Here is a 21523-nt window from a genome sequence, read left to right on the forward strand (position 1 = left end):
ATGTAAAGGTACTGTATATTCCTCAAGCGCAATTTGTTCATGGCGAAGTGAAGGACTTTCATGATCGAAATTAAACATCTGAAAACACTCCAGGCATTGCGGAATAGTGGATCGCTGGCTGCCGCGGCGGCGGTGCTGCACCAGACCCAATCCGCTCTGTCTCATCAGTTCAGCGATCTGGAACAACGCCTTGGCTTCCGCCTGTTCGTGCGTAAAAGCCAGCCGCTGCGCTTTACGCCGCAGGGGGAAGTTCTGCTGCAACTGGCAAACCAGGTGCTGCCGCAAATCAGCCGTGCGCTGCAGGCGTGCAACGAACCGCAGCAAACTCGTCTGCGCATCGCTATTGAATGTCATAGCTGTATTCAGTGGCTGACCCCGGCGCTGGAAAACTTCCGTGCAAGCTGGCCGCAGGTAGAAATGGATTTCACATCCGGCGTCACTTTTGATCCGCAACCGGCCTTGCAACAAGGCGAGCTGGATTTGGTGATGACGTCGGATATTTTGCCGCGCAGCGGGCTGCATTATTCGCCGATGTTTGATTTTGAAGTCCGACTGGTGCTGGCGCCCGACCATCCGCTGGCCAGCAAAACGCAGATTACGCCGGAAGATTTAGCCAGCGAAACGCTGTTGATTTACCCGGTGCAGCGCAGCCGACTGGATGTCTGGCGACATTTCCTGCAACCGGCGGGTATCAGCCCGCTGCTGAAAAGCGTGGATAATACGCTACTGCTGATTCAGATGGTGGCGGCCAGAATGGGTATTGCCGCCCTGCCGCACTGGGTGGTGGAAAGCGTTGAGCGCCAGGGTCTGGTGGTGACCAAAACCCTGGGCGATGGTCTGTGGAGCCGCCTGTATGCCGCCGTGCGCGACGGCGACCAGCGTCAGGCGGTGACCGAGGCGTTTATTCGCTCGACGCGGGATCACGCCTGCGATCATCTGCCGTTTGTGCGGAGCGCGGAGCGACCCATTTTCGATGCACCCACAGCGAAGCCAGGATCACAGCCGCGCCTGTAATAAAGCTTGGCCAGTGGGGCTGCTGATGCCAGATGGCAAGATTAACCAGCAGTCCTGCGGGAACATGCATATTATTCATGATACCCAGCGTCCCGGCGTCTACCTGGGTAGCGCCATAGTTCCACATAAAGTAGCCAATGCCGGACGCCACCACGCCGAGAAACACCAGAATGCTCCATTGCAGCGTGGTTTCCGGCAGCTTTTGCGCGTTCCCCAACAGCGACCACGCCACCGCCGCCACCAAAAACGCTCCCAGATAGAACCACGCAAAGGCGTTGTGCTGCGGCATGGGACGGGTCTCCATCAGACGTTTATACCCCACCATTCCGATAGCGAAACTGATATTAGAAAGCTGCACCAGGAGCAAACCGACCCAAAAATGGTCGGTCACGCGATCGTAGCGAATAATCCCGGCGCCAATCACCGCCAGCAACGCGCTAAATGCATAGCCCCAGCGCAAACGACGCTGACTCATCACATCGTAAATCAGCGTGATATAGAGCGGCGTCAGAACGGTAAACAGCAGCAGTTCGGATACGGTCAGATAGAGGTAAGCATGGAAGCTCAACATATACATGATGCCAAGCTGCATCGCCCCCACCAGCATATACAGGCTGATGGTTTTTAGGTTGTGCCCGCGAGTACGCAAAAACGGCAGAAAAACGAGCGCCGCCAGCCCAACGCGTATCAGCACCGCGAAATAGCTATCGACATGCCCGGCAAGATACTCGCCAAATAGACTAAAGGAGAAAGCCCACAGGATAGTGGTAATGATGAGTAGCGCCACAATGGATGTCTCTTAAAACAGGGAACACCCATTGTAGCGGAGAGTGAAGTTGACAACTGGTCAACTAACAAACAATCACATCAGCGTAAGAAAAGATCGCGCAGGTAATGCGGCACGGCGTTATCCGCGTTGATGCCGATCACCTCAAGTTCGGGATACAGGTCTTTCAGACGCTGGTGCGCATTGCCCATGATGCAGCCTTTGCCCGCCATCGTGAGCATTTCAGCGTCGTTCATTCCGTCGCCAAAGGCGATACACTCTTTCAGGCTGTACCCCATCGCCTGAGCGACCGCTTCCAGCGCATGACCTTTCGACACTCCGCCCGCCATCACTTCCAGACAGGTTAGCGTAGAGAAGCTCACGTTTACCCGATCGCCCCAGCGCGCGTTAATCGCCTGCTCCAGCGGCAACAACTTTTCATGAGTGTCGCTGGTGAAAAACACTTTGCTGACGCCCTCCGGCTCCAGCAGCGCAGGCTCAAACAACGAGTAGTTAAATACCGCCTCTTTGAAAAAACGCATTTCATCGGGGCGATGACGATTCATAAACCATTCGTCGTCGCGATAAACGTTAGTCACGATGTCCGGGTTCGCATTCACCACGCCGAACAGGTCGCTGGCAATGTCGCTGTCCAGATTATGCGTAAAAACCAAATTCCCGTCGGTATCGTGCACTCGCGCGCCGTTGGAGGTGATCATGTAAGACTTGATTTCAAGATTATCGCGGATTTGCCCTACATCGACATGATGACGACCAGTGGCAAAGACAAAATGGATGCCGCGTGCGGTCAACAGCTTCAGAGTCTCTTTGGCATAAGGGGACAACGTATGGTCGGGGGAGAGCAGCGTGCCATCTAAATCAGACGCAACAACCTGATACATAATAAAATTTAACCTCTAAGCAAAGCGATTTCCGCTGGATAAATTAGGCTTGTTGAAAAATTCAACAATGGCGTTAAGCGCGACTGAGCGCATGGCGTCCTTTTCAAAAAGGATCTCATGGTACGCGCCTTTGATAACCAGCGGTTTTCCCCCTTCACAAGGGTATCCCGCCGCGGCGCGAATTTCACAAAAACGATCGTGGGTGCGGTTATCCACTACCCGCTCTTCTTCCGCCTGAATCAGTAGCGTAGGCGTCGTGTCATCGCTCGCCCCAGCCAGAACCTGCTCACCCGCCAGAATGCCTTCGCGTACCCAATGCCAGGTGGGGCCGCCAACGCGCAGCTGCGGCTCGTCGGCATAAAATCGTAAGTTGCGCTGATAACGCTGGCGGCTGTGGGTCAGCGCATTCATCCCAAACGGCAACGCCCGCCACTGACCGGTACCAATAGCGTAATCTTCACGGATACGCTGGTGCCCTTCAGCCCAGTCGAGAATATGGCGCACCATAAAGGAAGGCAAGCGTATCACAATACCAAACATCGGCGCGGTGAGCGCAATAGCGTCGCACCGCACACGATGGCGTTGCAGGAACAGAGTGGCTATCGCGCCCCCCATTGAGTGCGCCAGGATATAACGCTTACGCCACGGCCCCGGCTCAATTTCCTGCTGCCAGAACGCCGCTAAGTCCTCAACATAATCGTTAAAATGATCGACATGACCCCGATGCGGGTCCGATAACATCCGCCCGGAGCGCCCTTGACCACGGTGGTCGATGATGAAGATATCAAAACCGAGATGAAAAAGGTCATACGCCAGTTCAGCGTATTTTACATAACTCTCAATGCGGCCAGGACAAATGACGATCGTCCGATCGTTGGAATCATTCCGAAAACGGACAAAGCGCACCGGAATGTTACCCACGCCGATAAACTCCGCCTCTTCCCGCTGACGCCAGAAATCGGTCAGCGGCCCCATAGCAAAAGCGGCAAACGCATTTTCTCTTGTTTCCCAGTCATTTTGCTGCTGAAACATCGGGTTTTCGGCCTCGTTTACCAGGTAAAATCGTTTTTTGCGTCGTGCCTGACACAACACAGCGGCAGTAGCGTATTGTGGCACAAAAACAGACAACCAGGGAGTTTCGCATGACCTTTGAATGGTGGTTCGCCTATCTACTGACCTCAACTCTGCTGAGTCTTTCTCCGGGTTCAGGCGCCATCAATACCATGACGACGTCTATCAACCATGGATATCGTGGCGCAGCGGCTTCTATCGCCGGACTCCAGACCGGACTGGGGATACATATCGTACTGGTGGGCGTCGGACTGGGTACGCTCTTTTCGCGCTCTCTCCTTGCTTTTGAAATTCTGAAATGGGCTGGCGCGGCTTATCTTATCTGGCTGGGCATCCAGCAGTGGCGCGCCGCAGGCGCTATCGATCTGCATACTCTCGCCCAGACGCAATCGCGGGGTCGGCTGTTCAAACGGGCGATATTTGTCAATCTAACCAATCCCAAAAGTATTGTCTTTCTTGCCGCCCTGTTTCCGCAATTCATCATGCCGCAGCAACCGCAACTGGCGCAGTACCTCATTCTCGGCGTCACTACGATTGTGGTGGATATGATTGTGATGACCGGTTACGCCACGCTGGCGCAGCGCATTGCCGCCTGGATTAAAGGACCAAAGCAGATGAAGGCGCTGAATAAAGCGTTTGGTTCGTTGTTTATGCTGGTAGGCGCGCTCCTGGCGTCGGCAAGACACGCGTGATAGTCGTGCCGGATGATGTTTATCCGGCCCGGAGGTAAATTAGCGCGAAATAATCAGGTGAATACCAAAGCCCGCAAACAGAGCGCCGGCAAAACCATCAATCCATTTCGCCAGACGCTGATAGCCGCGGCGCATTTTCGGCAGCGCGAACAGGCTGGCGACTACGGTAAACCAGGCCAGCGTTTCCAGGGTAATTAACGCGAAAATACCCCAGCGCGCCGCAGCGCCGACGTTATCGCCGACAAACAGTGAAAAAACGGAACCAAAATAGATAATCGCTTTAGGATTCGACAGATTGGTCAACAGCCCTTTGAGAAAACTGCGCCCGCTCTGCGCCAGTTCAATGTGCGGAGAAGACGCCGCCGCATCCTGTTTTTTCAGCGCGCCGCGCAGCATCTGATAGCCCATCCAGCACAGGTACAGGCCGCCGCCTACCATAATGATCGTATGCAGCCAGGCCATTTTTTCGATGATGAGATGCAGGCCAAGCAGCGCCACGCCCGCCCATACCATCACGCCGCAGGTAATGCCCAGTACGCCCATCATCGCTTCTTTACGCGAACGGCTGACAGCAGTTTGAGACACGAAGAAAAAGTCGGGGCCGGGGCTCATTAGCGCAACGATGTGCACCATTGCCACGGTGAAAAATAGCATCATCATAAAAATGGCTCGCGGGGAAATAGTTCAGTGAGTCACCATCCTGGCACTTTTTTGCCGGGCTGACTACTCTTCGTCATCACCATCGACATGCGCGCGGATGAGCGCCATGAATTCTTTCCCGAAGCGCTCCAGTTTGCGCATCCCAACCCCGTTAACGCTTAACATCTCGCTGGCGGAAACTGGCATCTGTTCCGCCATTTCTATCAGCGTGGCGTCGTTAAAGACCACATACGGCGGGATATTCTCTTCATCAGCGATAGCTTTACGCAGCTTGCGCAACTTAGCGAACAATTTGCGATCGTAATTACCGCCGAACGATTTCTGCATCACGCGGGGTTTGAGGGCGACGATGCGCGGCACCGCAAGCTTTAGCGGAACGTCTCCACGGAGTACCGGACGCGCGGCATCCGTCAGCTGTAATGCGGAGTGCTGCGCAATATTTTGCATTACCAGCCCCAGATGAATGAGCTGGCGAATCACGCTCACCCAGTGCTCATGGCTCTTTTCGCGTCCCATGCCATAAACCTTGAGTTTGTCATGACCGAAATCGCGGATGCGTTGGTTATTCGCGCCGCGGATCACCTCGACAACGTAGCCCATGCCAAAACGCTGGTTAACCCGACCAATGGTAGAAAGCGCAATCTGGGCATCGTTTAAGCCATCATATTGTTTGGGCGGATCGAGACAGATATCGCAGTTGCCGCACGGTTCTTGTCGGCCTTCGCCAAAGTAATTAAGCAATACCAGGCGGCGGCAGGTTTGCGCTTCGGCAAAAGCGCCCATCGCATTCAGTTTATGCCGTTCAATATCCTGAAGCTGTCCGGCTGGTTTCTCTTCCAGACAACGACGTAGCCAGGCCATGTCAGCCGGATCGTAAAATAGCATGGCTTCCGCAGGCAGTCCGTCGCGCCCGGCGCGGCCCGTTTCCTGATAGTAGGATTCAATATTGCGCGGGATATCGAAATGCACGACGAAACGTACGTTAGGTTTGTTTATGCCCATTCCAAAAGCGACGGTCGCCACCACGATTTGCAGATCGTCGCGCTGAAATTTTTCCTGCACATCGGCGCGAATAGCGTTTTCCAGCCCCGCATGATAGGCCGCCGCGCTAATGCCGCGACTTTGCAAGCGCGCGGCGGTATCTTCCACTTTCGCCCGACTGTTGCAGTAGATGATACCCGATTTGCCGCGTTGCTCCTGAACATAGCGCATTAGCTGGTCGAGCGGCTTAAACTTCTCCATCAGCATGTAGCGGATATTCGGTCGGTCAAAGCTACTGATCTGGATTAACGGATCGTTAAGCCCAAGCAGACGAATAATATCCTGGCGCGTGGTGTCGTCGGCGGTGGCGGTCAATGCCATAAACGGCAAAGCGGGAAAACGCTGGCGAAGCTGACCGAGCGCCGCATATTCCGGACGGAAATCATGTCCCCATTGCGAGATACAGTGCGCTTCATCCACCGCCAGCAATACCGGATTCCAGTGCGCCAGATGATCAAGAAAGTTGTCCAGCATCAGGCGTTCCGGCGCAATATACAGCAGACGAATCTGTCCGGTACGGCACCCCGCCATCACCTCAAGCTGCTGCTCGCGGCTTTGAGTGGAGTTCAGGCAGGCCGCCGCCACCCCGTTCGCCAGTAGCTGATCGACCTGGTCTTTCATCAACGAGATCAGGGGCGAAACGACGACGGTCAATCCGTCCAGCAACAACGCGGGGATTTGATAGCACAGAGATTTGCCGCCGCCGGTGGGCATGACGACCAGACAGTCGCGACCGGAGAGCGCAGTATCAATAATCGCTTCCTGGCCCGGGCGAAACTGTTGGTAGCCAAAGGTTTCCTGTAAAACCTGTTTGGCCCCTGATTCCAGATTCAACACTTCCGCCTGCGCCACATTAACCCCGTTCACCATAAATCAAAACAGGCGCTATTTTCAGCGCCTGCGAGAGAAACTGCAATGTTTAAAACACAATCCAATCAGAAGATATCGTTAAGCATCACGCCGACGCCGACACGTGTCTGATTAAAATTATAGTCGATCAGCGATTCGCCATAGCCGCTGTACACCTGGGTATAAAGCCGGACATGTTTGGTGACCGGATAGCTTAATCCAACTTCCGCGCCGCCGTAGCCTGTATTCCAGTTGTACTGGCCTTTGGCGCTTAATACCGCCTCGCCCAGGTGATAACCGATTTTAAGCTGGTAATAACCCATATATTTGGTGATGTCCGGATTATCATCGGTACTGCCAATCACGTACCACGGTTTAACCTCTACCAGCCAGTTACCGTTTTCGGCCATCAGACGGGTATACAGACGGTTCCAGCTACGCGAGGTGGGGTCCGAACGTCCGTTAGAGTCATGGTTGTAGCCCATCTCTACGTCGCGCAGCGTCCAGCCGGCAAAGCGATAATCGGTAGCAAAACCAAGAAAAAGCTGCGGTTCGTAGTTGGTTTCGCGAAACGGCGAAGACTCTTTACTGTTGGAAAGCTGCCACCAGGATTTCTGCGTATAGGAAGCGCCCAGTACCGAGTTCGGCCCCAGTATTCCGCGCCACAGCGGAAACGCCAGGCTCAACTGAAACTTCACTTCATCTTTACGTGCGTTTTCAGACCAGTTGTAGGTACTTATGGCCTCTTTGTTCAGATCGCTGGTGTTCGTGTAGATCAAGTAGTTCGTGTCATAGGGGTAAAGCGTAAAAGGGTTATCATGCTCCTGTAGCATGTTAGCGATGATACTTCCCCGTACTGCAGGCGCATCATGAACCTCTTTTATCGTAGCTTCTTGTGCATATGCCGCTAATGGCAGTAGCGTGGCTGGCAACAACCCTCTCAAAATCGCCCGCATTCTTGACGTTCTCCTGACGAAGTATTTTCAGCTTGAATCATTCTCTGCCAACCATTTTTACATATTTACACACATAGCCGTTAGTTATCCCTTCTTAAAGTAGAAAACAACAATTAAGAAGCATAATATCAACATTTCATTAACCAATGAGGTGTCAGGAATCTATGTCCGCTGTACTTACCGCTGAACAAGCTCTGAAATTAGTGGGTGAAATGTTTGTCTACCACATGCCGTTTAATCGGGCGTTAGGGCTGGAGCTGGAACGCTATGAAAAAGCGTTCGCCCAACTGGCCTTCAACAACCAGCCGATGATGGTCGGCAACTGGGCGCAAAGCATTTTACACGGCGGCGTGATCGCCTCTGCGCTGGATGTCGCCGCCGGACTGGTATGCGTCGGCAGCACGCTAACTCGCCACGAAACCATCAGCGAAGATGAACTACGCCAGCGCCTGTCGCGGATGGGAACGATTGACCTGCGCGTCGATTACCTGCGTCCGGGCAGAGGCAACCGCTTTACGGCCACCAGTAGCCTGCTGCGCGCAGGGAATAAAGTGGCCGTCGCCCGCGTGGAATTACACAATGAAGATCAGCTGTACATCGCCAGCGCCACCGCTACTTATATGGTGGGATAAAAGCAGGTAAACTGTTGTTACACTTCAGATACGAGTTTTCCGGATGGACGCAAAACAAACACGGCAGGGCGTATTACTCGCTCTTGCCGCCTATTTTATTTGGGGGATCGCCCCCGCATATTTCAAGCTGATCTATTACGTTCCCGCAGATGAGATCCTGACGCACCGCGTGATTTGGTCATTTTTCTTTATGGTGGCGCTGCTTAGCGTCAGCCGGCAGTGGCGACAGGTTAAGCGTTTACTGAAAACGCCAAAGAAGATTTTCCTGCTGGCCCTGTCCGCCGTACTGGTCGGCGGTAACTGGCTATTGTTCATTTGGGCGGTAAATAATCACCATATGCTGGAGGCCAGCCTGGGTTATTTCATTAATCCGCTGGTTAACATCTTGCTGGGGATGATTTTTCTTGGCGAACGCTTCCGTCGAATGCAGTGGCTGGCGGTGATTCTGGCGGTGTGCGGCGTGCTGGTGCAACTCTGGACCTTTGGCTCGCTGCCGATTATCGCGCTGGGGCTGGCGTTTAGTTTTGCGTTTTACGGCCTGGTGCGTAAGAAGATCGCCGTTGAAGCGCAGACGGGTATGCTGGTCGAAACGCTATGGCTGTTGCCGGTCGCCGCGATTTATCTGTTTGGCATCGCCGATAGCCCTACCAGCCATATGGGGCAAAACGCACTATCGTTGAACTTGCTGTTAATGGCGGCGGGTGTGGTCACTACGATTCCGCTGCTGTGCTTCACCGGAGCGGCTACGCGTCTGCGTCTTTCTACACTGGGCTTTTTCCAGTATATCGGCCCAACGCTGATGTTTTTACTGGCGGTGACGTTTTATGGCGAAGTGCCGGGCGCGGATAAGATGGTGACATTTGCGTTTATCTGGGTCGCGCTGGCGATTTTCGTGATGGATGCGATTTATACGCAGCGGCGTAAGCATTAAATAATAAAATGGCAGCTATTATCTGGCTGCCATTTTATGTTATTTCTTTTTAGTAAATAGCAATACAATAAATAATATAATATTTGTTACTGGAAACACGCCCAACACACCAATAAACTTATTCCAACCAACAAACGTTAAATAACGGGCATGGATCTGGCAAAAGCCGAATCCCAACGCTATTCCAATCCCCCTCAAATTTAATGAAGTACAAATCGACAGTACAACGAGTAGGACAATAGCAATCACCCACCATCCAATCCAGGCTTTAATGAATTCGGCTTTAGAAAAAGGGTCTTTACCAAAATAAACTTGCCAGAAATTTTTCTCTTGCATTTTATGAAATCCATTCATTGAAATTGTTAATTACCAGATAATATATTTAATTATTATCTATTGCTGTGCAACGTAATTATCATGCCATTATTTACCATTACTGTCATTAGAAAATTCAGTGTGATATATTTACATGTGAGACCTGAAGTTGGTTATCAATATGGAAAAAATAATATGATTAGGATTATTAAAGATATTTTTCACCCTTCCCCCAAGGATACATTGAAGCGAGCAAAGTTTGTTATTTATACATTATCATCATGGATAATATTATTTACTATAATGCCTAAAAACCAATATCTTGATTTAATATTTATTATTGTCAATACCTATATCCATATTAATATTGGCGCGAAGAGAATCAGAGATTCAGGTTGCAGGGCACTTTATTTCATCGCATTGTCTATAGGTGTAAATGTCTTCTGTACAGTCAGTGTCGCACTCAATGGGGCTGATTGCGATAATATTGGTATACAACTCAATATTGCCTGGGTAATACTCACAACACTACTGTTATCTTTCATCGCTTCTTCAAAACAAGAACTTTCCTCATGATGAAGAACTTCCAACGGACTGGCGGTTAAATCGCCAGTCCGTTGATTTTACAACCAGTTCTTGCGCTTAAAGTACAGATACGGCGCAAGCCCCGCCAGAATCATAAAGATAATCGCGCCTGGATAACCAAAGCTCCACTTCAGTTCCGGCATAAACTCGAAGTTCATCCCATAGCTGGAAGCGACCAGCGTCGGCGGCAGGAACACCACGGAAACCACCGAGAAGATTTTGATAATGCGGTTCTGCTCAATGTTGATGAAACCCATCGCCGCCTGCATCAGGAAGTTCACCTTCTGGAACAGCGATTCATTGTGCGGCAGCAGAGATTCGATATCGCGCAGGATCTCACGCGCCTGCTCCAGCTGTCCGCCCGGTAAGCGCGCCTTGCGCACCAGGAAGTTCAGCGCGCGCTGGGTATCCATCAGACACAGGCGTACCTTCCAGCCGATATCTTCCAGCTCCGCCAGCGTGGAGAGCGCTTCGTCGTATTCATCGCCCTGATGCCCTTCCATAATGACGCGGCTCAGTTTTTCCAGATCGCTGTAGATGTTTTCGATTTCATCCGCCAACTGTTCAATTTTGGTTTCGAACAGATCGAGCAGTAGTTCATAAGCATTACCGTCGACCATCGCCTGGCTGCGGGCGCGCATACGATACAAACGGAAGGCGGGCAGTTCGCGTTCACGCAGCGTAAACAGACGGCCATCGCGAATAGTGAATGCCACCGTAGAGTTACCGGCATGATCTTCCGCATCTTCGAAGAAGAAGAAGGAGTGGATATGCAGTCCGTCTTCATCTTCAAAGAAGCGCGCGGATGCTTCGATATCTTCCAGTTCAGGACGCGTCGCCAGACTCTGGCCCAGCTCAGATTGTACGCGCAATCGCTCGTCGTCGTCCGGTTCGACCAAATCGACCCATACGGCATCAATCAGGCTTTGTGACTCCTCGACTTCCAGCCGGGTCAGTCGGTTTTTTTCCAGTTGAAATGCGCTCAGCATGACCGGGACTCCCAATGCGTAAAAATATCGGACAGTTCAGATGGGCACACAGAAACAAATTGGGTTTCAGACCATTAAACAGCCTGACTCAACGCGACGGGAAAAAATGAAAGGTCGCTGACAACCGCTAAGGCTATCAGCAAAAAGGGATAGCCTTAGGAGTTGATCCTGGATGACAGGATAATGAGCCAGTATCTACTGGGTGTGTCCAAGGCGAATGTCCTCTTAGCGTAATCGTGGGCGCATGTTACGCCAGCAAAAATTTGCCGTCAACACGCAACGAAACGCGAAAAAGCAATAATTTCCCCTTATGCAGAAAGGTTAGCAGAGTGAGAGTATTTATCTATGATTTCAGAATATTAACATCAATATATCGCCGGATGGCGGCTTCGCCTTATCCGGCCTACAAATCAAAATGTTAGCCAGCGCGTAGGCCGGATAAGAGGCGTCATCCGGCAATATGAGAGTCGGTCAAACCGTTTCCAGCTTCGCATATGCGGCAACCAGCCATTTGATCCCTTGCCCCTGAAAAGCCACCTGCAACCGGCTATGTTCGCCGCTGCCCTCCAGGTTGACAATAGTTCCCTCGCCGAACTTCGCATGGCGCACGCGTTGGCCGAGTTTGTAGCCTGTGTCGTTTTCCGCCAGCGGCGTTCCCATTCGTTGATGGCTCACCGGACGACTGACGGTGGCGCGCAGACGGACCTCTTCCACGCACTCCTCCGGCAACTCGCCGATAAAACGCGACGGGCGATGGTAGACCTCTTTACCGTACAGACGACGCGTTTCCGCATAGGTTAGCGTCAGTTTCTGCATGGCACGGGTAACGCCGACGTAGGCCAGACGACGCTCCTCTTCCAAACGCCCGCCCTCATCCAGCGACATCTGGCTGGGGAACATGCCCTCTTCCATGCCGACAATAAACACCTGCGGAAACTCCAGGCCTTTGGCCGAGTGCAGCGTCATCAGCTGTACCGCATCCTGCCAGGTATCCGCCTGCCCCTCGCCCGCTTCCAGCGCCGCGTGAGAGAGGAAGGCCTGCAACGGCATCAAATCTTCATCTTCGTCGTTGTAGCTGAACTGCCGCGTCGCCGTCACCAGTTCCTCTAAGTTTTCGATGCGCGTCTGGCCTTTCTCGCCTTTTTCTTGCTCATACATGGTGCGCAGGCCGGAATCTTTGATCACCCGGTCAGTCTGCACATGCAGCGGCATGTCGGCGGTTTCCTGCGCCAGGGCGTCGATCAGTTCCATAAAGCGTTGCAGCGCGCTGGCCGCACGCCCGGCCAGGGCTTTTTCCTGTAACAATTCACGGCACGCCTGCCACAATGTTAGCTGGCGATCGCGCGAGGTCTGACGCACCACGTCCAGCGTGCGGTCGCCGATACCGCGCGTTGGGGTATTCACCACGCGTTCAAAGGCGGCATCATCGTTGCGATTGGCAATCAAACGCAGATAAGAGAGCGCATCTTTGATCTCCTGGCGTTCGAAGAAGCGCATCCCGCCGTAAATCCGGTACGGCATACTGGCCTGTAATAACGCTTCTTCCAGCACGCGCGACTGGGCGTTGCTGCGATAAAGGATGGCGCATTGCGCAAGCGCGCCGCCGTTGTCCTGCCAGGTTTTGATACGGTTAACCACAAAGCGCGCTTCATCCAGTTCGTTGAAAGCGCAGTACAGAGATATCGGTTCGCCGTCAACGCCGTCAGTCCACAGCTTTTTACCCAAACGCCCGTTGTTGTTTTCAATCAGAGCGTTCGCCGCGCTAAGGATGTTGCTGGTCGAGCGGTAATTCTGCTCCAGACGAATGGTCTGCGCGCCGGGGAAATCATTGAGGAAGCGCTGGATGTTCTCTACCTGGGCCCCGCGCCAGCCGTAGATCGACTGGTCATCGTCGCCGACAATCATCACCTTACCGGTATCGCCCGCCAGCAGACGAACCCAGGCGTACTGAATGTTGTTGGTATCCTGGAATTCGTCCACCAGGATGTTAGTAAACCGCTCGCGATAGTGTTGCAGGATGTGCGGCTTGTTCAGCCATAGTTCATGAGCGCGCAGCAGTAGCTCGGCGAAATCCACCAGACCAGCGCGATCGCACGCTTCCTGATAGGCCTGATACACCTTCTGCCAGGTCTGTTCCACCGGGTTGCCATAGCTTTGAATATGGTGCGGGCGTAGCCCTTCGTCTTTCTGGCTATTGATGTACCACATCGCCTGACGCGGCGGCCACTGCTTCTCATCAAGATTCATCGCCTTAATCAGGCGTTTAAGCAAACGCATCTGATCTTCGCTGTCGAGAATCTGGAAATCCTGCGGCAAATTAGCGTCCATATGATGCGCGCGCAGCAGGCGGTGCGCCAGACCGTGGAACGTCCCTACCCACATTCCGCCCTGGCTGGTCCCCATCAACTGGCCAATACGATGGCGCATTTCCGCCGCCGCTTTGTTGGTAAAGGTCACCGCCATGATGGAGTATGGCGAGTTGTTTTCTACGCTCAGTAACCAGGCGATACGGTGCACCAGCACGCGGGTTTTCCCGCTTCCCGCGCCCGCCAACACCAGCATGTTGCTACGTGGCGCGGCCACCGCTTCGCGCTGTTTATCATTAAGGCTGTCGAGCAGGTAAGAAACGTCCATTGGCACCGCCGCGTAAAAACATGAAAACTAAAAACGCCCGGTGGCGCTTCGCTTACCGGGGCTACTTATCGTAGGGCGGATAAGCATAGCGCCATCCGCCAGAATAACTGGGAATTTATACAGAACTACTGGTGATTATATCAGCGAGGTGAGAGATGCCAACCGCGAAATTTCGATATGCGGCAGTAAACGGCTGTCCTGCGTCCGCATCAGGTCGGCATTTTCAGGTTTAATCCAGCAGGCCTGCATCCCACAGCGAATAGCGCCAGCCACATCGGTAGTCAGATCGTCGCCGACATGCAGGATCTCGCCGATCGGCACATGCAGCTTTTCCGCCGCCAGGAAATACATGTCGCTAAACGGCTTGGAACGCCCATCCGGGCCGGCGCGCAGTACAAACTTAAAGTAATCGCCGAGGCCAAACAGTTCCGGCTGGGCGTTGCCGTTAGTGATCGCCACCAGCGGCCATTTTTTCGCAAGCTGCTGTAACGTCTCATGGGTAGCCTGCGGAACCTCAATCTGGCTGCGCCATTTGGCAAAATGCATCATCGCCGCATTCGCGCCGGCAATGGCCTCCTGTGCCGATAATCCCGCATCCCGCATGGCCTGCTCTATCGCACGATGGCGCCAGCGGGTAACGTCATGATAGATTTCCGGCTCCGCTTCACGCACCGCCTGCCGTATCCGCTGTAAATCGACGTTTTGAAACGAACGTAGCGACGGGTGATAATTTTGCATAAAAGCGAGCGCTTCCTGCTCAGTACGCAAAATCACCGGACGGTTATCATAAAGGGTATCATCCAGGTCAAAGGTGAGCGCGGCAATACGCCCCAAAGGCCGGTAAAAACGCATTATTTCCCCCGTTTAGCGCGCGGATGCGCCGCGTCGTACACTGAAGCAAGGTGTTGAAAATCAAGATGAGTATAAATTTGGGTGGTGGAAAGGTTGGCATGACCCAGCAGCTCTTGCACGCCGCGCAGATCGCCGCTCGATTCCAGCATATGGGTCGCGAACGAATGGCGCAGCTTATGTGGATGCACGTGGCTGTTTAGCCCCTGCTTTATGCCCCATTCGGCGAACCGTTTTTGGACATTGCGCGCGGAGATACGCTTGCCGAGCTTCGACAGGAATAACGCCTCTTCATCGCTGGCGAACAGGCCGCGCAGATCCAGCCAGTGCTCAATCCACGTCACCGCGTTACGGCCAATCGGCAGGCGTCGCTCTTTGCTGCCTTTACCCATTACCCACACTTCGCCGGTATCAAGATCGAGGTGCTTTATATCCAGGCCAACCAGTTCGGATAAACGCAGTCCCGCGCCGTACATGACCTCCAGCATCGCCCGGTCTCGTACGGCGAGCGGATCGTTAAGATCGATGTCCAGCAGGCGGTTAACGTCGTCGACATCAATATTTTTCGGCAGATGACGCGGCGCTTTCGGTGCGGAGACGCCCTTCGCCGGGTTAGCTTTCAATTCGCCCTGACTGACTAACCAGTCAAAAAAGCTTCGCAATGCCGAGAGACGTAGCGCCAGACTGGCAGGGCCAAGCCCTTTGCGCCGACTGCGCACCGCAAAACTGCGCACAATCGCAGCGTCACATTGTTGCCAGCTTTTCAGCCCGGTTTCTCCGGCTAAAGCGATAATGGCATCAAGCTGACGCTGGTAGTTCAGCAGGGTAATGGGGCTAAGCTGGCGCTCCACGCCTAAATAGCGCAGGAACCGCGAGACATCCTGAGAAAGCGCGACATCCGTCATACGCGTTTAATCCAGCGTTCCAGCAGTTCCGGCAGCATCAGCGCGATCTCCTGTAAAAGCTGCGTCCCCTGCCCCGGCTGATAGTGGTGCGGGTCACGGCTGCTGAAGAGAATCACCCCGAGGTCGCCATCGCTGCCCATCATCGACATGGCTACCGAGCCTACAGCCTTCGCCTCCGGCAAGACCACCAGCAGTTCCGGGCCGTTTAGCGGGCCAAGATAATGCTGCGACTGTCCCAGTCGTTGAATACGCAGCGGCTCGAAGGCCTGACGGTTTAAAGCCAGATGCGTATAGCGCGATGGCGCGCCAAGACGCCACCGATCCGGGAACAAACGCAGCGTCGCGCCGGCAAGCCCCAAATCGCGCGCCCAGCGGTGAAACCGCACCAGCATCTCATCCAGACTATCCGCGGCGACCAGACGGCTTTGCAGATGCAGCAAGCGATAAAACAGGCTTTCATTGGCATGAGCCTGTTCCATCAGCAGCGTCATATTTTCTTCAAGCACATTGATGTGATTACGCGCGCGGGCCATATGCCACTCAACGAGCGAAACCGTTCCCCGCACGGGATGTGGAACACGCATCGCTTCCACGGCATGGGCGTTACGGATAAAAAACTCAGGGTGGTGGCGCAGGTAATCGACGACCGCTCGATCGTCCAGTTCCGTGAGCGTTTCCTGTAGTTCTTCCTCTGGTTGCTTCATAAATGGATAAATCCGTCGTAGATATGTGCCGCCGGACCAGTCATGTATAACGGATGACCCGGACCTTTCCAGGCGATATCCAGCCGACCGCCCGGTAATTCCACGCGTACTTCTTCAGCCAGCAGCCCCTGCTGAATCCCCACGGCAACGGCAGCGCACGCGCCGCTGCCGCACGCGCGGGTCTCCCCTGCGCCGCGTTCATAGACTCGCAGCCGGATATGCTCACGTCTTACAACCTGCATAAAACCAATGTTGGCGCGTTCCGGAAAACGCTCATGGCTTTCCAGAACCGGCCCCAGTGTTTCAACGGCCGCCGTGTCGACGTTATCAACCTGAATGACACAGTGCGGATTGCCCATTGAAACCACGCCGCACAGTATGGTCTGTTCCGCCGCTCGCATAATATACGTCTTTTCCGCTTTGTTGGCGCGAAAAGGCACCTGCGCGGGTTCAAAGTTTGGCTCCCCCATATTCACCCGCACCAGTTCATCTTCCGTGACGCTCAGTACCATCCGGCCATTCGCGGTACTAACCCGAATGTCGCGTTTATTGGTTAGCCCTTTCAGGCGAACAAATCGCGCGAAACAGCGCGCGCCATTGCCGCACTGCGAGACTTCACTGCCGTCGGCGTTGAAGATGCGGTAATGAAAGTCCAACTCAGGATCATAGGGCGGCTCAACCACCAGCAGCTGATCGAACCCTACGCCCAGGTGTCTGTCGGATAGCCGACGAATCAGTTCCGGCGAAAAAAAGACATTCTGCGTTACCGCGTCGACGACCATAAAATCGTTGCCAAGGCCATGCATTTTAGAGAATTGCATCATTCACTCCGTTCACGCGGGGACAGAAAACTATCCTCAGTAATTGACCTGGGACGGGCCATCTCCCGTTGCGCGATCGTTCTTATCGGGCATCGTGGACTGCGTTTGCGAATCGACTTTTTTCGTCGGCGGCGGCGCATTTTTATCGGCTGGCGGGAAATAAAGCGGCCCTTTCAAACCGCAGCCCGTCAGGCTGAACAGAGTCAGAAGTACAGCGAGTGTCTTAAACACGTTTTTCATTATGGATTGCCTGTAAGTTCATGCTTTCTATTTTCTATCATCGCAGGAGAAGGCGTAAAAGCAAGCGTTTAGGGGCCCTTTATAAAATCTGAAAAGCGGCGCGTTGCCATGATTATTGCGCATTTACATCAGGGAACATGCTTTGCTAATCACTTTAGGTTTACGTACCACGTCCGGATGACCTTATGCAATATCGTAATTTGTTTTGCCTTTTTTCGCTTTCACTTCTGCTGCCTCCCGCCTGGGGATGCCGGCTGAGTGAATCTCCGCACAATGTTTATCAACGGCAAGGCAGCGGCGTGGTTTATCTCCAGCCAGAAGAGGAGAACAATCTTTCGTTGCCGGAGGTGAATTTCAAACGCCTGCGTCGGTTACCCAATTCATTGATTAACCCGGCAACTCAGGAGGAGTGGGAAAGAGAACCACCGCTCACCGACCTGACGACCGATTATGTTTATACCGGTGCGCAGGCTATCTTCCCGCGCTTTTCCTACTACAGCGACGGACGCGTTATTCTGTACGGTGGAAAAATCATGCGTAATCCGCCAGGGACGCCATCGGTAGATGTCGCCTCATTTCGCACCTTTGGCAAAGTCGGCATTGATAAAAAGAGTCTCTATTACGAAGGCAAACGAACGGATGACAACGGCGGCGAAAACCGCGTTAATTTACAGTCATTGCGTAAAGTTGAATTCAGCAGCCAGTGGAAACCAGACCTGATAGGCTTGACGCTGCGCGACGATCGCTTTCTTTATGTCGACGGGCATCGCCTGAACGACCCGGACAGTTTCACCGTTCTGGCGCAAAAGCCCTGGGATCAGCGCGGTAAATTTTCCGCCACATTTAATCCGTGTATCGCCATCCCCTTTGGTCCCTGGGATACGCTGGCCCGCACACGCACCAAAATCATCATCAACGGCGACCAACTGGACGCTGACCCAGACACCTTTTCCGTGGTGCGCTGGATGCCCGGTTCTCTATTGACCTGGCGCGATAAAAACGGCTTGCACCGTCACGTTCTCAACCAGAACAACCTGGATCGGGACATGCAAATTGGAAAACACTGTGATGCGTTCAATCTGCAGGAAAAACGCGTTCTATGGCGTAAAGGACCGGAATGCAAATTTGCCGAAATCCCCGGCCTTGACCCGGAACAATTTCATCCGCTCAGTAACGCGGTGGCGCAATATCAGGATCGGCTTTATGTCATCCGGAAAACGGAATTCGGCGAAAACCAACTGGATGTCGTCACGCTGGATAACCCAAATCTGGTGATAGACAAGCGTTTTAATGCCGGGCGGCATCACGGTTATTTACTCACTAAAACGCGATCCGACTTTAAGGAAGAAGACGGATTGCAAGTATTCGAGTCGGCTGGCCCGCTTATTCTGCTGGACTATCACGTTCCGGACGAGACAGAAGCGCATCTGGGCGACAACCCACATTACAAAAAATGGTACGCGCGCGACGATCGCTATGTTTACGCGTTTGATGGCGCTCAACTGTGGCGCTATCCCACGCCCAATCCCAAAGCTCTACGCATGAAATGGCAAACAACGCACTCAGGATACGGCTATTGGGTGGATTACCGCATAGCCCAGTTAGATGGCGCCCTCATGGAGGATGGCTCTTTTATCGCCACGGGTATCCCGCGCGATCCTTCCGTAAAAACAGCCTATGTTAAAACCGATGGCACCTTTGACATCGGCAAAACAGCGGTTCGCTGGCGCAAGGTTCTGTCACCTGACGGCGAGTGGGGCCGTTGGCAAACCATTCCCAACGTTGACCCGAGTCAGTTTCATCTGGTTAACGATCGCATCGCGCAATATAAGAACCGGCTATACATTGCGAGGCTCTCACCTTTTGGCGAAGACCAGTTGGAAACGCTGGAACTGGATAGCCCAGCCCCCTTCCTGAACCGGGAAATTAACGCCGGAAAAGAGCACGGCTATTTTATGCGTGATAGCCAGCAAGGTCAGGGTATTCATGTCTTTAGCATCAATGGGCCGCTAAAAGTCACCAAGCGTTTTGCCTATGACAACCGCTATGTTTATACGTGGATTGGCAGCCAGCTTTACCGAACAGCATCCCCCTGCCCGGATAAGACGCATACTCTGAATAGGAACGTCATATACACCAATAATAAAGATATCATCATCATAACGCAGGCGCAGGAATGCCAAAAATGACGCCGCTAAACCGTTTTGCGCGTTTGAATAAACATCTGAAAAACGCCCTTCGGGGCGTGGGGATCGGTTCATGCATTTACGTCATTGTTGAAAGCGTTATGCACGGCACGATAAACGGTGTTGAAGCTGCCGGGGTTCTGACGATAAGCGCGGTACTCGGTCTGCTTAGCGCTCTTTTGGATATCAAAGCAAAGCCGCGCGCCCCCTTAATCCTGTTGCATTTTCTCCTCTGCGGCGGCTGCGTCGCGCTGATGGTGGCAATGCTGTCGGCTCTGAACCATTTCCCGGTTAACGCGTCCGTCATACTTATCACCAGTGCGCTATTTATCGTCATTTATCTACCGCTGAGTTTTATCCTTTACCGCTCACAACGGTAATTCGTATCGGTTCCAGAAGCTGACGCTTCCCCTTATACTGGCGCTATCACTCAATAGCGAGATAAAACAATGAACGACAGTGAATTTCATCGCCTGGCTGACGCCCTGTGGCTCACCATTGAAGAACGCCTCGATAACTGGGACGGCGACAGCGATATCGACTGCGAAATCAACGGCGGCGTGCTGACACTCAGCTTTGAGAACGGCAGTAAGATCATTATTAACCGTCAGGAGCCGTTGCACCAGGTGTGGCTGGCGACCAAACAGGGCGGCTATCACTTTGACCTGAAAGGTGACGAGTGGGTTTGCGATCGCAGCGGCGAAACCTTCTGGGAGCTGCTGGAGCAGGCGGCGACGCAGCAAGCGGGTGAAAAGGTGAGTTTTCGCTAAGTTTTAATTCCGCAGGAGAGCCAGAAGAATAGCGCTTTCCTGCGTATATTTAACGAGATATGCGGTCGTATTACCAACCCCGAAATGTGAAATACAGCCAGGTTGCCAGAAACAGCGCGGGCCATACACTCAACCAACCAACCCAAAAACCGTAGCGTTGCCAAAAGGTTAGGTTAAATAGTGGCTTCTGCTCGTTAAAAAGTTGACGTAACGCTGGTGACCACCGTTTTTCCTTGATTTCATTGCTGCAATGCTTGCATATCGCTAAACCAAACTTATCTCTTTTTCTCGCTTGAGACAAACCACATGTACGGGTCCTTTTTTGGCGAATAATCAACCATACATCCTGATTATTACAATAAGGGCATGTTTCATGTGTGGGTAGGGTTGCCAGAGGCAGCACATCAATATGGTGAGTAATAACAAAAAACATATATCTCTACCCTATTGTTCCAGGTTTCTGGCAACAGCCATTTTAAAAATATCCTGTAACTCATCCGAGTCATAATCGAGATCGTTTAGAGAGATATTCATCACGCGATTACTTTCATGCTTATTCAATAATGACAGAAAATTATTACGCATTTTCTCATTAGTAATTCGCTGACAATAAAGCTCAACATCTTTGACAAAAACGGCCAGCACAGGCGTATTATCGCTAACACGCTCACCAACATAGTCGATTTCATGCCAGTAAACTATTGGTAGCCTGGTTGTGTGTAATGTTACTCCCTCCTGGTTCAACGTTAGCTGTGGCTTTCCTGAAAAGGCGGAGTACCAGTAAGCACTTGCGCCTGCTATCATGAGGAGTATTAAAAAAACACACACCATCTTTAGCATAATACTATAATTTAGAAAGAGGCTCATCATAAGAGCTATAGCTACCACTGAATAAAACAGAGCTAATTTTATTTGTCGTTTCTTATTCACGTAAATAAGAATAGGGTTGTTTATTGACATATAATATCCTTTTATAAAAACATCCATAAGAAACCATTAAAGAGCTTTTGT

At 52.6% G+C, this 21523-nt stretch carries 25 protein-coding genes; 8 read left to right on the top strand and 17 right to left on the bottom strand.

The genetic code is table 11. The features are described from left to right. Positions 1 to 60 precede the first annotated feature (60 nt). A complete protein-coding gene (metR, locus tag ACLJQJ_RS21815; protein ID WP_000569786.1) occupies positions 61 to 1014 on the top strand; it encodes an HTH-type transcriptional regulator MetR in 954 nt (317 codons plus the stop codon). Here metR and ACLJQJ_RS21820 read toward each other — a convergent pair. The 3 genes from ACLJQJ_RS21820 to pldB all read right to left on the bottom strand — a co-directional run bounded on the left by ACLJQJ_RS21820 (position 902) and on the right by pldB (position 3714). After that, positions 902 to 1801 carry a carboxylate/amino acid/amine transporter gene (locus ACLJQJ_RS21820; protein ID WP_001196257.1) on the bottom strand — a complete coding sequence of 300 codons (900 nt, stop codon included), beginning with the start codon at positions 1799 to 1801 and terminating at the stop codon, positions 902 to 904. The genes metR and ACLJQJ_RS21820 overlap by 113 nt on opposite strands. 80 nt (positions 1802 to 1881) lie before the next feature. Continuing rightward, complete coding sequence (yigL, locus tag ACLJQJ_RS21825; RefSeq protein ID WP_000285338.1) at positions 1882 to 2682, bottom strand: sugar/pyridoxal phosphate phosphatase YigL; 801 nt, start codon at positions 2680 to 2682, stop codon at positions 1882 to 1884. Positions 2683 to 2697: 15 nt separating this feature from the next. Next, positions 2698 to 3714, bottom strand: a complete 1017-nt coding sequence (gene pldB, locus ACLJQJ_RS21830) for a lysophospholipase L2 (RefSeq protein ID WP_000487685.1) — start codon at positions 3712 to 3714, stop codon at positions 2698 to 2700. A 110-nt stretch (positions 3715 to 3824) separates the two neighbouring features. On the opposite strand from pldB, the gene rhtB reads away from it, so the two are divergent. After that, positions 3825 to 4445: a homoserine/homoserine lactone efflux protein gene (gene rhtB / locus ACLJQJ_RS21835; RefSeq protein WP_000142523.1), complete on the top strand. Its 621-nt coding sequence runs from the start codon at positions 3825 to 3827 to the stop codon at positions 4443 to 4445. Positions 4446 to 4484: 39 nt separating this feature from the next. On the opposite strand, the gene rhtC is transcribed toward rhtB, so the two are convergent. The 3 genes from rhtC to pldA all read right to left on the bottom strand — a co-directional run bounded on the left by rhtC (position 4485) and on the right by pldA (position 7951). After that, entirely contained in the window at positions 4485 to 5105 is a 621-nt protein-coding gene (gene rhtC / locus ACLJQJ_RS21840) for a threonine export protein RhtC (RefSeq protein ID WP_000980080.1), read from the bottom strand. A 63-nt stretch (positions 5106 to 5168) separates the two neighbouring features. Then, positions 5169 to 6998 (bottom strand): ATP-dependent DNA helicase RecQ, encoded by a 1830-nt coding sequence (recQ, locus tag ACLJQJ_RS21845; RefSeq protein ID WP_001533487.1) that lies wholly within the window; start codon positions 6996 to 6998, stop codon positions 5169 to 5171. Positions 6999 to 7081: 83 nt separating this feature from the next. Next, positions 7082 to 7951, bottom strand: a complete 870-nt coding sequence (gene pldA, locus ACLJQJ_RS21850; RefSeq protein ID WP_001201692.1) for a phospholipase A — start codon at positions 7949 to 7951, stop codon at positions 7082 to 7084. 164 nt (positions 7952 to 8115) lie between these two features. On the opposite strand from pldA, the gene yigI reads away from it, so the two are divergent. After that, positions 8116 to 8583: an acyl-CoA thioesterase YigI gene (gene yigI, locus ACLJQJ_RS21855; protein ID WP_001277136.1), complete on the top strand. Its 468-nt coding sequence runs from the start codon at positions 8116 to 8118 to the stop codon at positions 8581 to 8583. Between the two features lie 43 nt (positions 8584 to 8626). Beyond that, positions 8627 to 9514, top strand: coding sequence for an EamA family transporter RarD (rarD, locus tag ACLJQJ_RS21860; protein ID WP_000339081.1), 888 nt, complete (start codon positions 8627 to 8629; stop codon positions 9512 to 9514). 39 nt (positions 9515 to 9553) lie between these two features. Here the strand turns inward: rarD and ACLJQJ_RS21865 are convergent, their stop codons facing one another. Beyond that, positions 9554 to 9850 (bottom strand): hypothetical protein, encoded by a 297-nt coding sequence (locus tag ACLJQJ_RS21865; RefSeq protein ID WP_001156607.1) that lies wholly within the window; start codon positions 9848 to 9850, stop codon positions 9554 to 9556. Positions 9851 to 10024: 174 nt separating this feature from the next. On the opposite strand from ACLJQJ_RS21865, the gene ACLJQJ_RS21870 reads away from it, so the two are divergent. Then, positions 10025 to 10405, top strand: coding sequence for a hypothetical protein (locus tag ACLJQJ_RS21870; protein WP_023139942.1), 381 nt, complete (start codon positions 10025 to 10027; stop codon positions 10403 to 10405). Between the two features lie 47 nt (positions 10406 to 10452). Here the strand turns inward: ACLJQJ_RS21870 and corA are convergent, their stop codons facing one another. The 8 genes from corA to lptM all read right to left on the bottom strand — a co-directional run bounded on the left by corA (position 10453) and on the right by lptM (position 17556). After that, positions 10453 to 11403, bottom strand: coding sequence for a magnesium/cobalt transporter CorA (gene corA, locus ACLJQJ_RS21875; protein WP_000947139.1), 951 nt, complete (start codon positions 11401 to 11403; stop codon positions 10453 to 10455). 155 nt (positions 11404 to 11558) lie between these two features. Then, the gene (gene ysgD / locus ACLJQJ_RS21880) at positions 11559 to 11615 is read right to left on the bottom strand and encodes a YsgD/CorL family protein (protein WP_212723238.1); all 57 of its coding nucleotides are present in this window, start codon (positions 11613 to 11615) and stop codon (positions 11559 to 11561) included. A 259-nt stretch (positions 11616 to 11874) separates the two neighbouring features. Next, positions 11875 to 14037, bottom strand: coding sequence for a DNA helicase II (gene uvrD / locus ACLJQJ_RS21885; RefSeq protein ID WP_000383436.1), 2163 nt, complete (start codon positions 14035 to 14037; stop codon positions 11875 to 11877). A 135-nt stretch (positions 14038 to 14172) separates the two neighbouring features. Further along, complete coding sequence (gene yigB, locus ACLJQJ_RS21890) at positions 14173 to 14889, bottom strand: 5-amino-6-(5-phospho-D-ribitylamino)uracil phosphatase YigB (RefSeq protein ID WP_001213560.1); 717 nt, start codon at positions 14887 to 14889, stop codon at positions 14173 to 14175. Beyond that, positions 14889 to 15791, bottom strand: a complete 903-nt coding sequence (gene xerC, locus ACLJQJ_RS21895) for a tyrosine recombinase XerC (protein WP_000132874.1) — start codon at positions 15789 to 15791, stop codon at positions 14889 to 14891. Before xerC ends, yigB begins: the two co-directional genes overlap by 1 nt. Further along, on the bottom strand, positions 15788 to 16495 hold the full coding sequence (locus tag ACLJQJ_RS21900) for a DUF484 domain-containing protein (protein ID WP_000812763.1): 708 nt from the start codon (positions 16493 to 16495) through the stop codon (positions 15788 to 15790). Before ACLJQJ_RS21900 ends, xerC begins: the two co-directional genes overlap by 4 nt. Beyond that, positions 16492 to 17316, bottom strand: coding sequence for a diaminopimelate epimerase (gene dapF / locus ACLJQJ_RS21905; RefSeq protein WP_001160671.1), 825 nt, complete (start codon positions 17314 to 17316; stop codon positions 16492 to 16494). Before dapF ends, ACLJQJ_RS21900 begins: the two co-directional genes overlap by 4 nt. A 36-nt stretch (positions 17317 to 17352) precedes the next feature. After that, on the bottom strand, positions 17353 to 17556 hold the full coding sequence (gene lptM / locus ACLJQJ_RS21910; protein ID WP_000799903.1) for an LPS translocon maturation chaperone LptM: 204 nt from the start codon (positions 17554 to 17556) through the stop codon (positions 17353 to 17355). A 185-nt stretch (positions 17557 to 17741) separates the two neighbouring features. Here lptM and ACLJQJ_RS21915 point away from each other — a divergent pair, with 185 nt between their 5' ends. The 3 genes from ACLJQJ_RS21915 (at position 17742) to cyaY (ending at position 20512) form a co-directional block, all read left to right on the top strand. Beyond that, entirely contained in the window at positions 17742 to 19745 is a 2004-nt protein-coding gene (locus tag ACLJQJ_RS21915; RefSeq protein WP_063809678.1) for a hypothetical protein, read from the top strand. Beyond that, a complete protein-coding gene (locus ACLJQJ_RS21920; RefSeq protein WP_001125566.1) occupies positions 19733 to 20122 on the top strand; it encodes a DUF3021 family protein in 390 nt (129 codons plus the stop codon). The genes ACLJQJ_RS21915 and ACLJQJ_RS21920 overlap by 13 nt, the downstream gene beginning before the upstream one ends. Positions 20123 to 20191: 69 nt before the next feature. Beyond that, on the top strand, positions 20192 to 20512 hold the full coding sequence (gene cyaY / locus ACLJQJ_RS21925) for an iron donor protein CyaY (RefSeq protein WP_063809677.1): 321 nt from the start codon (positions 20192 to 20194) through the stop codon (positions 20510 to 20512). Between the two features lie 70 nt (positions 20513 to 20582). On the opposite strand, the gene ACLJQJ_RS21930 is transcribed toward cyaY, so the two are convergent. Continuing rightward, the gene (locus ACLJQJ_RS21930) at positions 20583 to 20945 is read right to left on the bottom strand and encodes a hypothetical protein (RefSeq protein ID WP_031607578.1); all 363 of its coding nucleotides are present in this window, start codon (positions 20943 to 20945) and stop codon (positions 20583 to 20585) included. Positions 20946 to 20956: 11 nt separating this feature from the next. After that, positions 20957 to 21499 (bottom strand): STM3941 family protein, encoded by a 543-nt coding sequence (locus ACLJQJ_RS21935; protein ID WP_001727010.1) that lies wholly within the window; start codon positions 21497 to 21499, stop codon positions 20957 to 20959. Positions 21500 to 21523 lie beyond the last annotated feature (24 nt).

Origin of the sequence: Salmonella sp. SAL04202 (genome assembly GCF_046550775.1) — a bacterium.
Lineage (GTDB): Bacteria > Pseudomonadota > Gammaproteobacteria > Enterobacterales > Enterobacteriaceae > Salmonella > Salmonella enterica.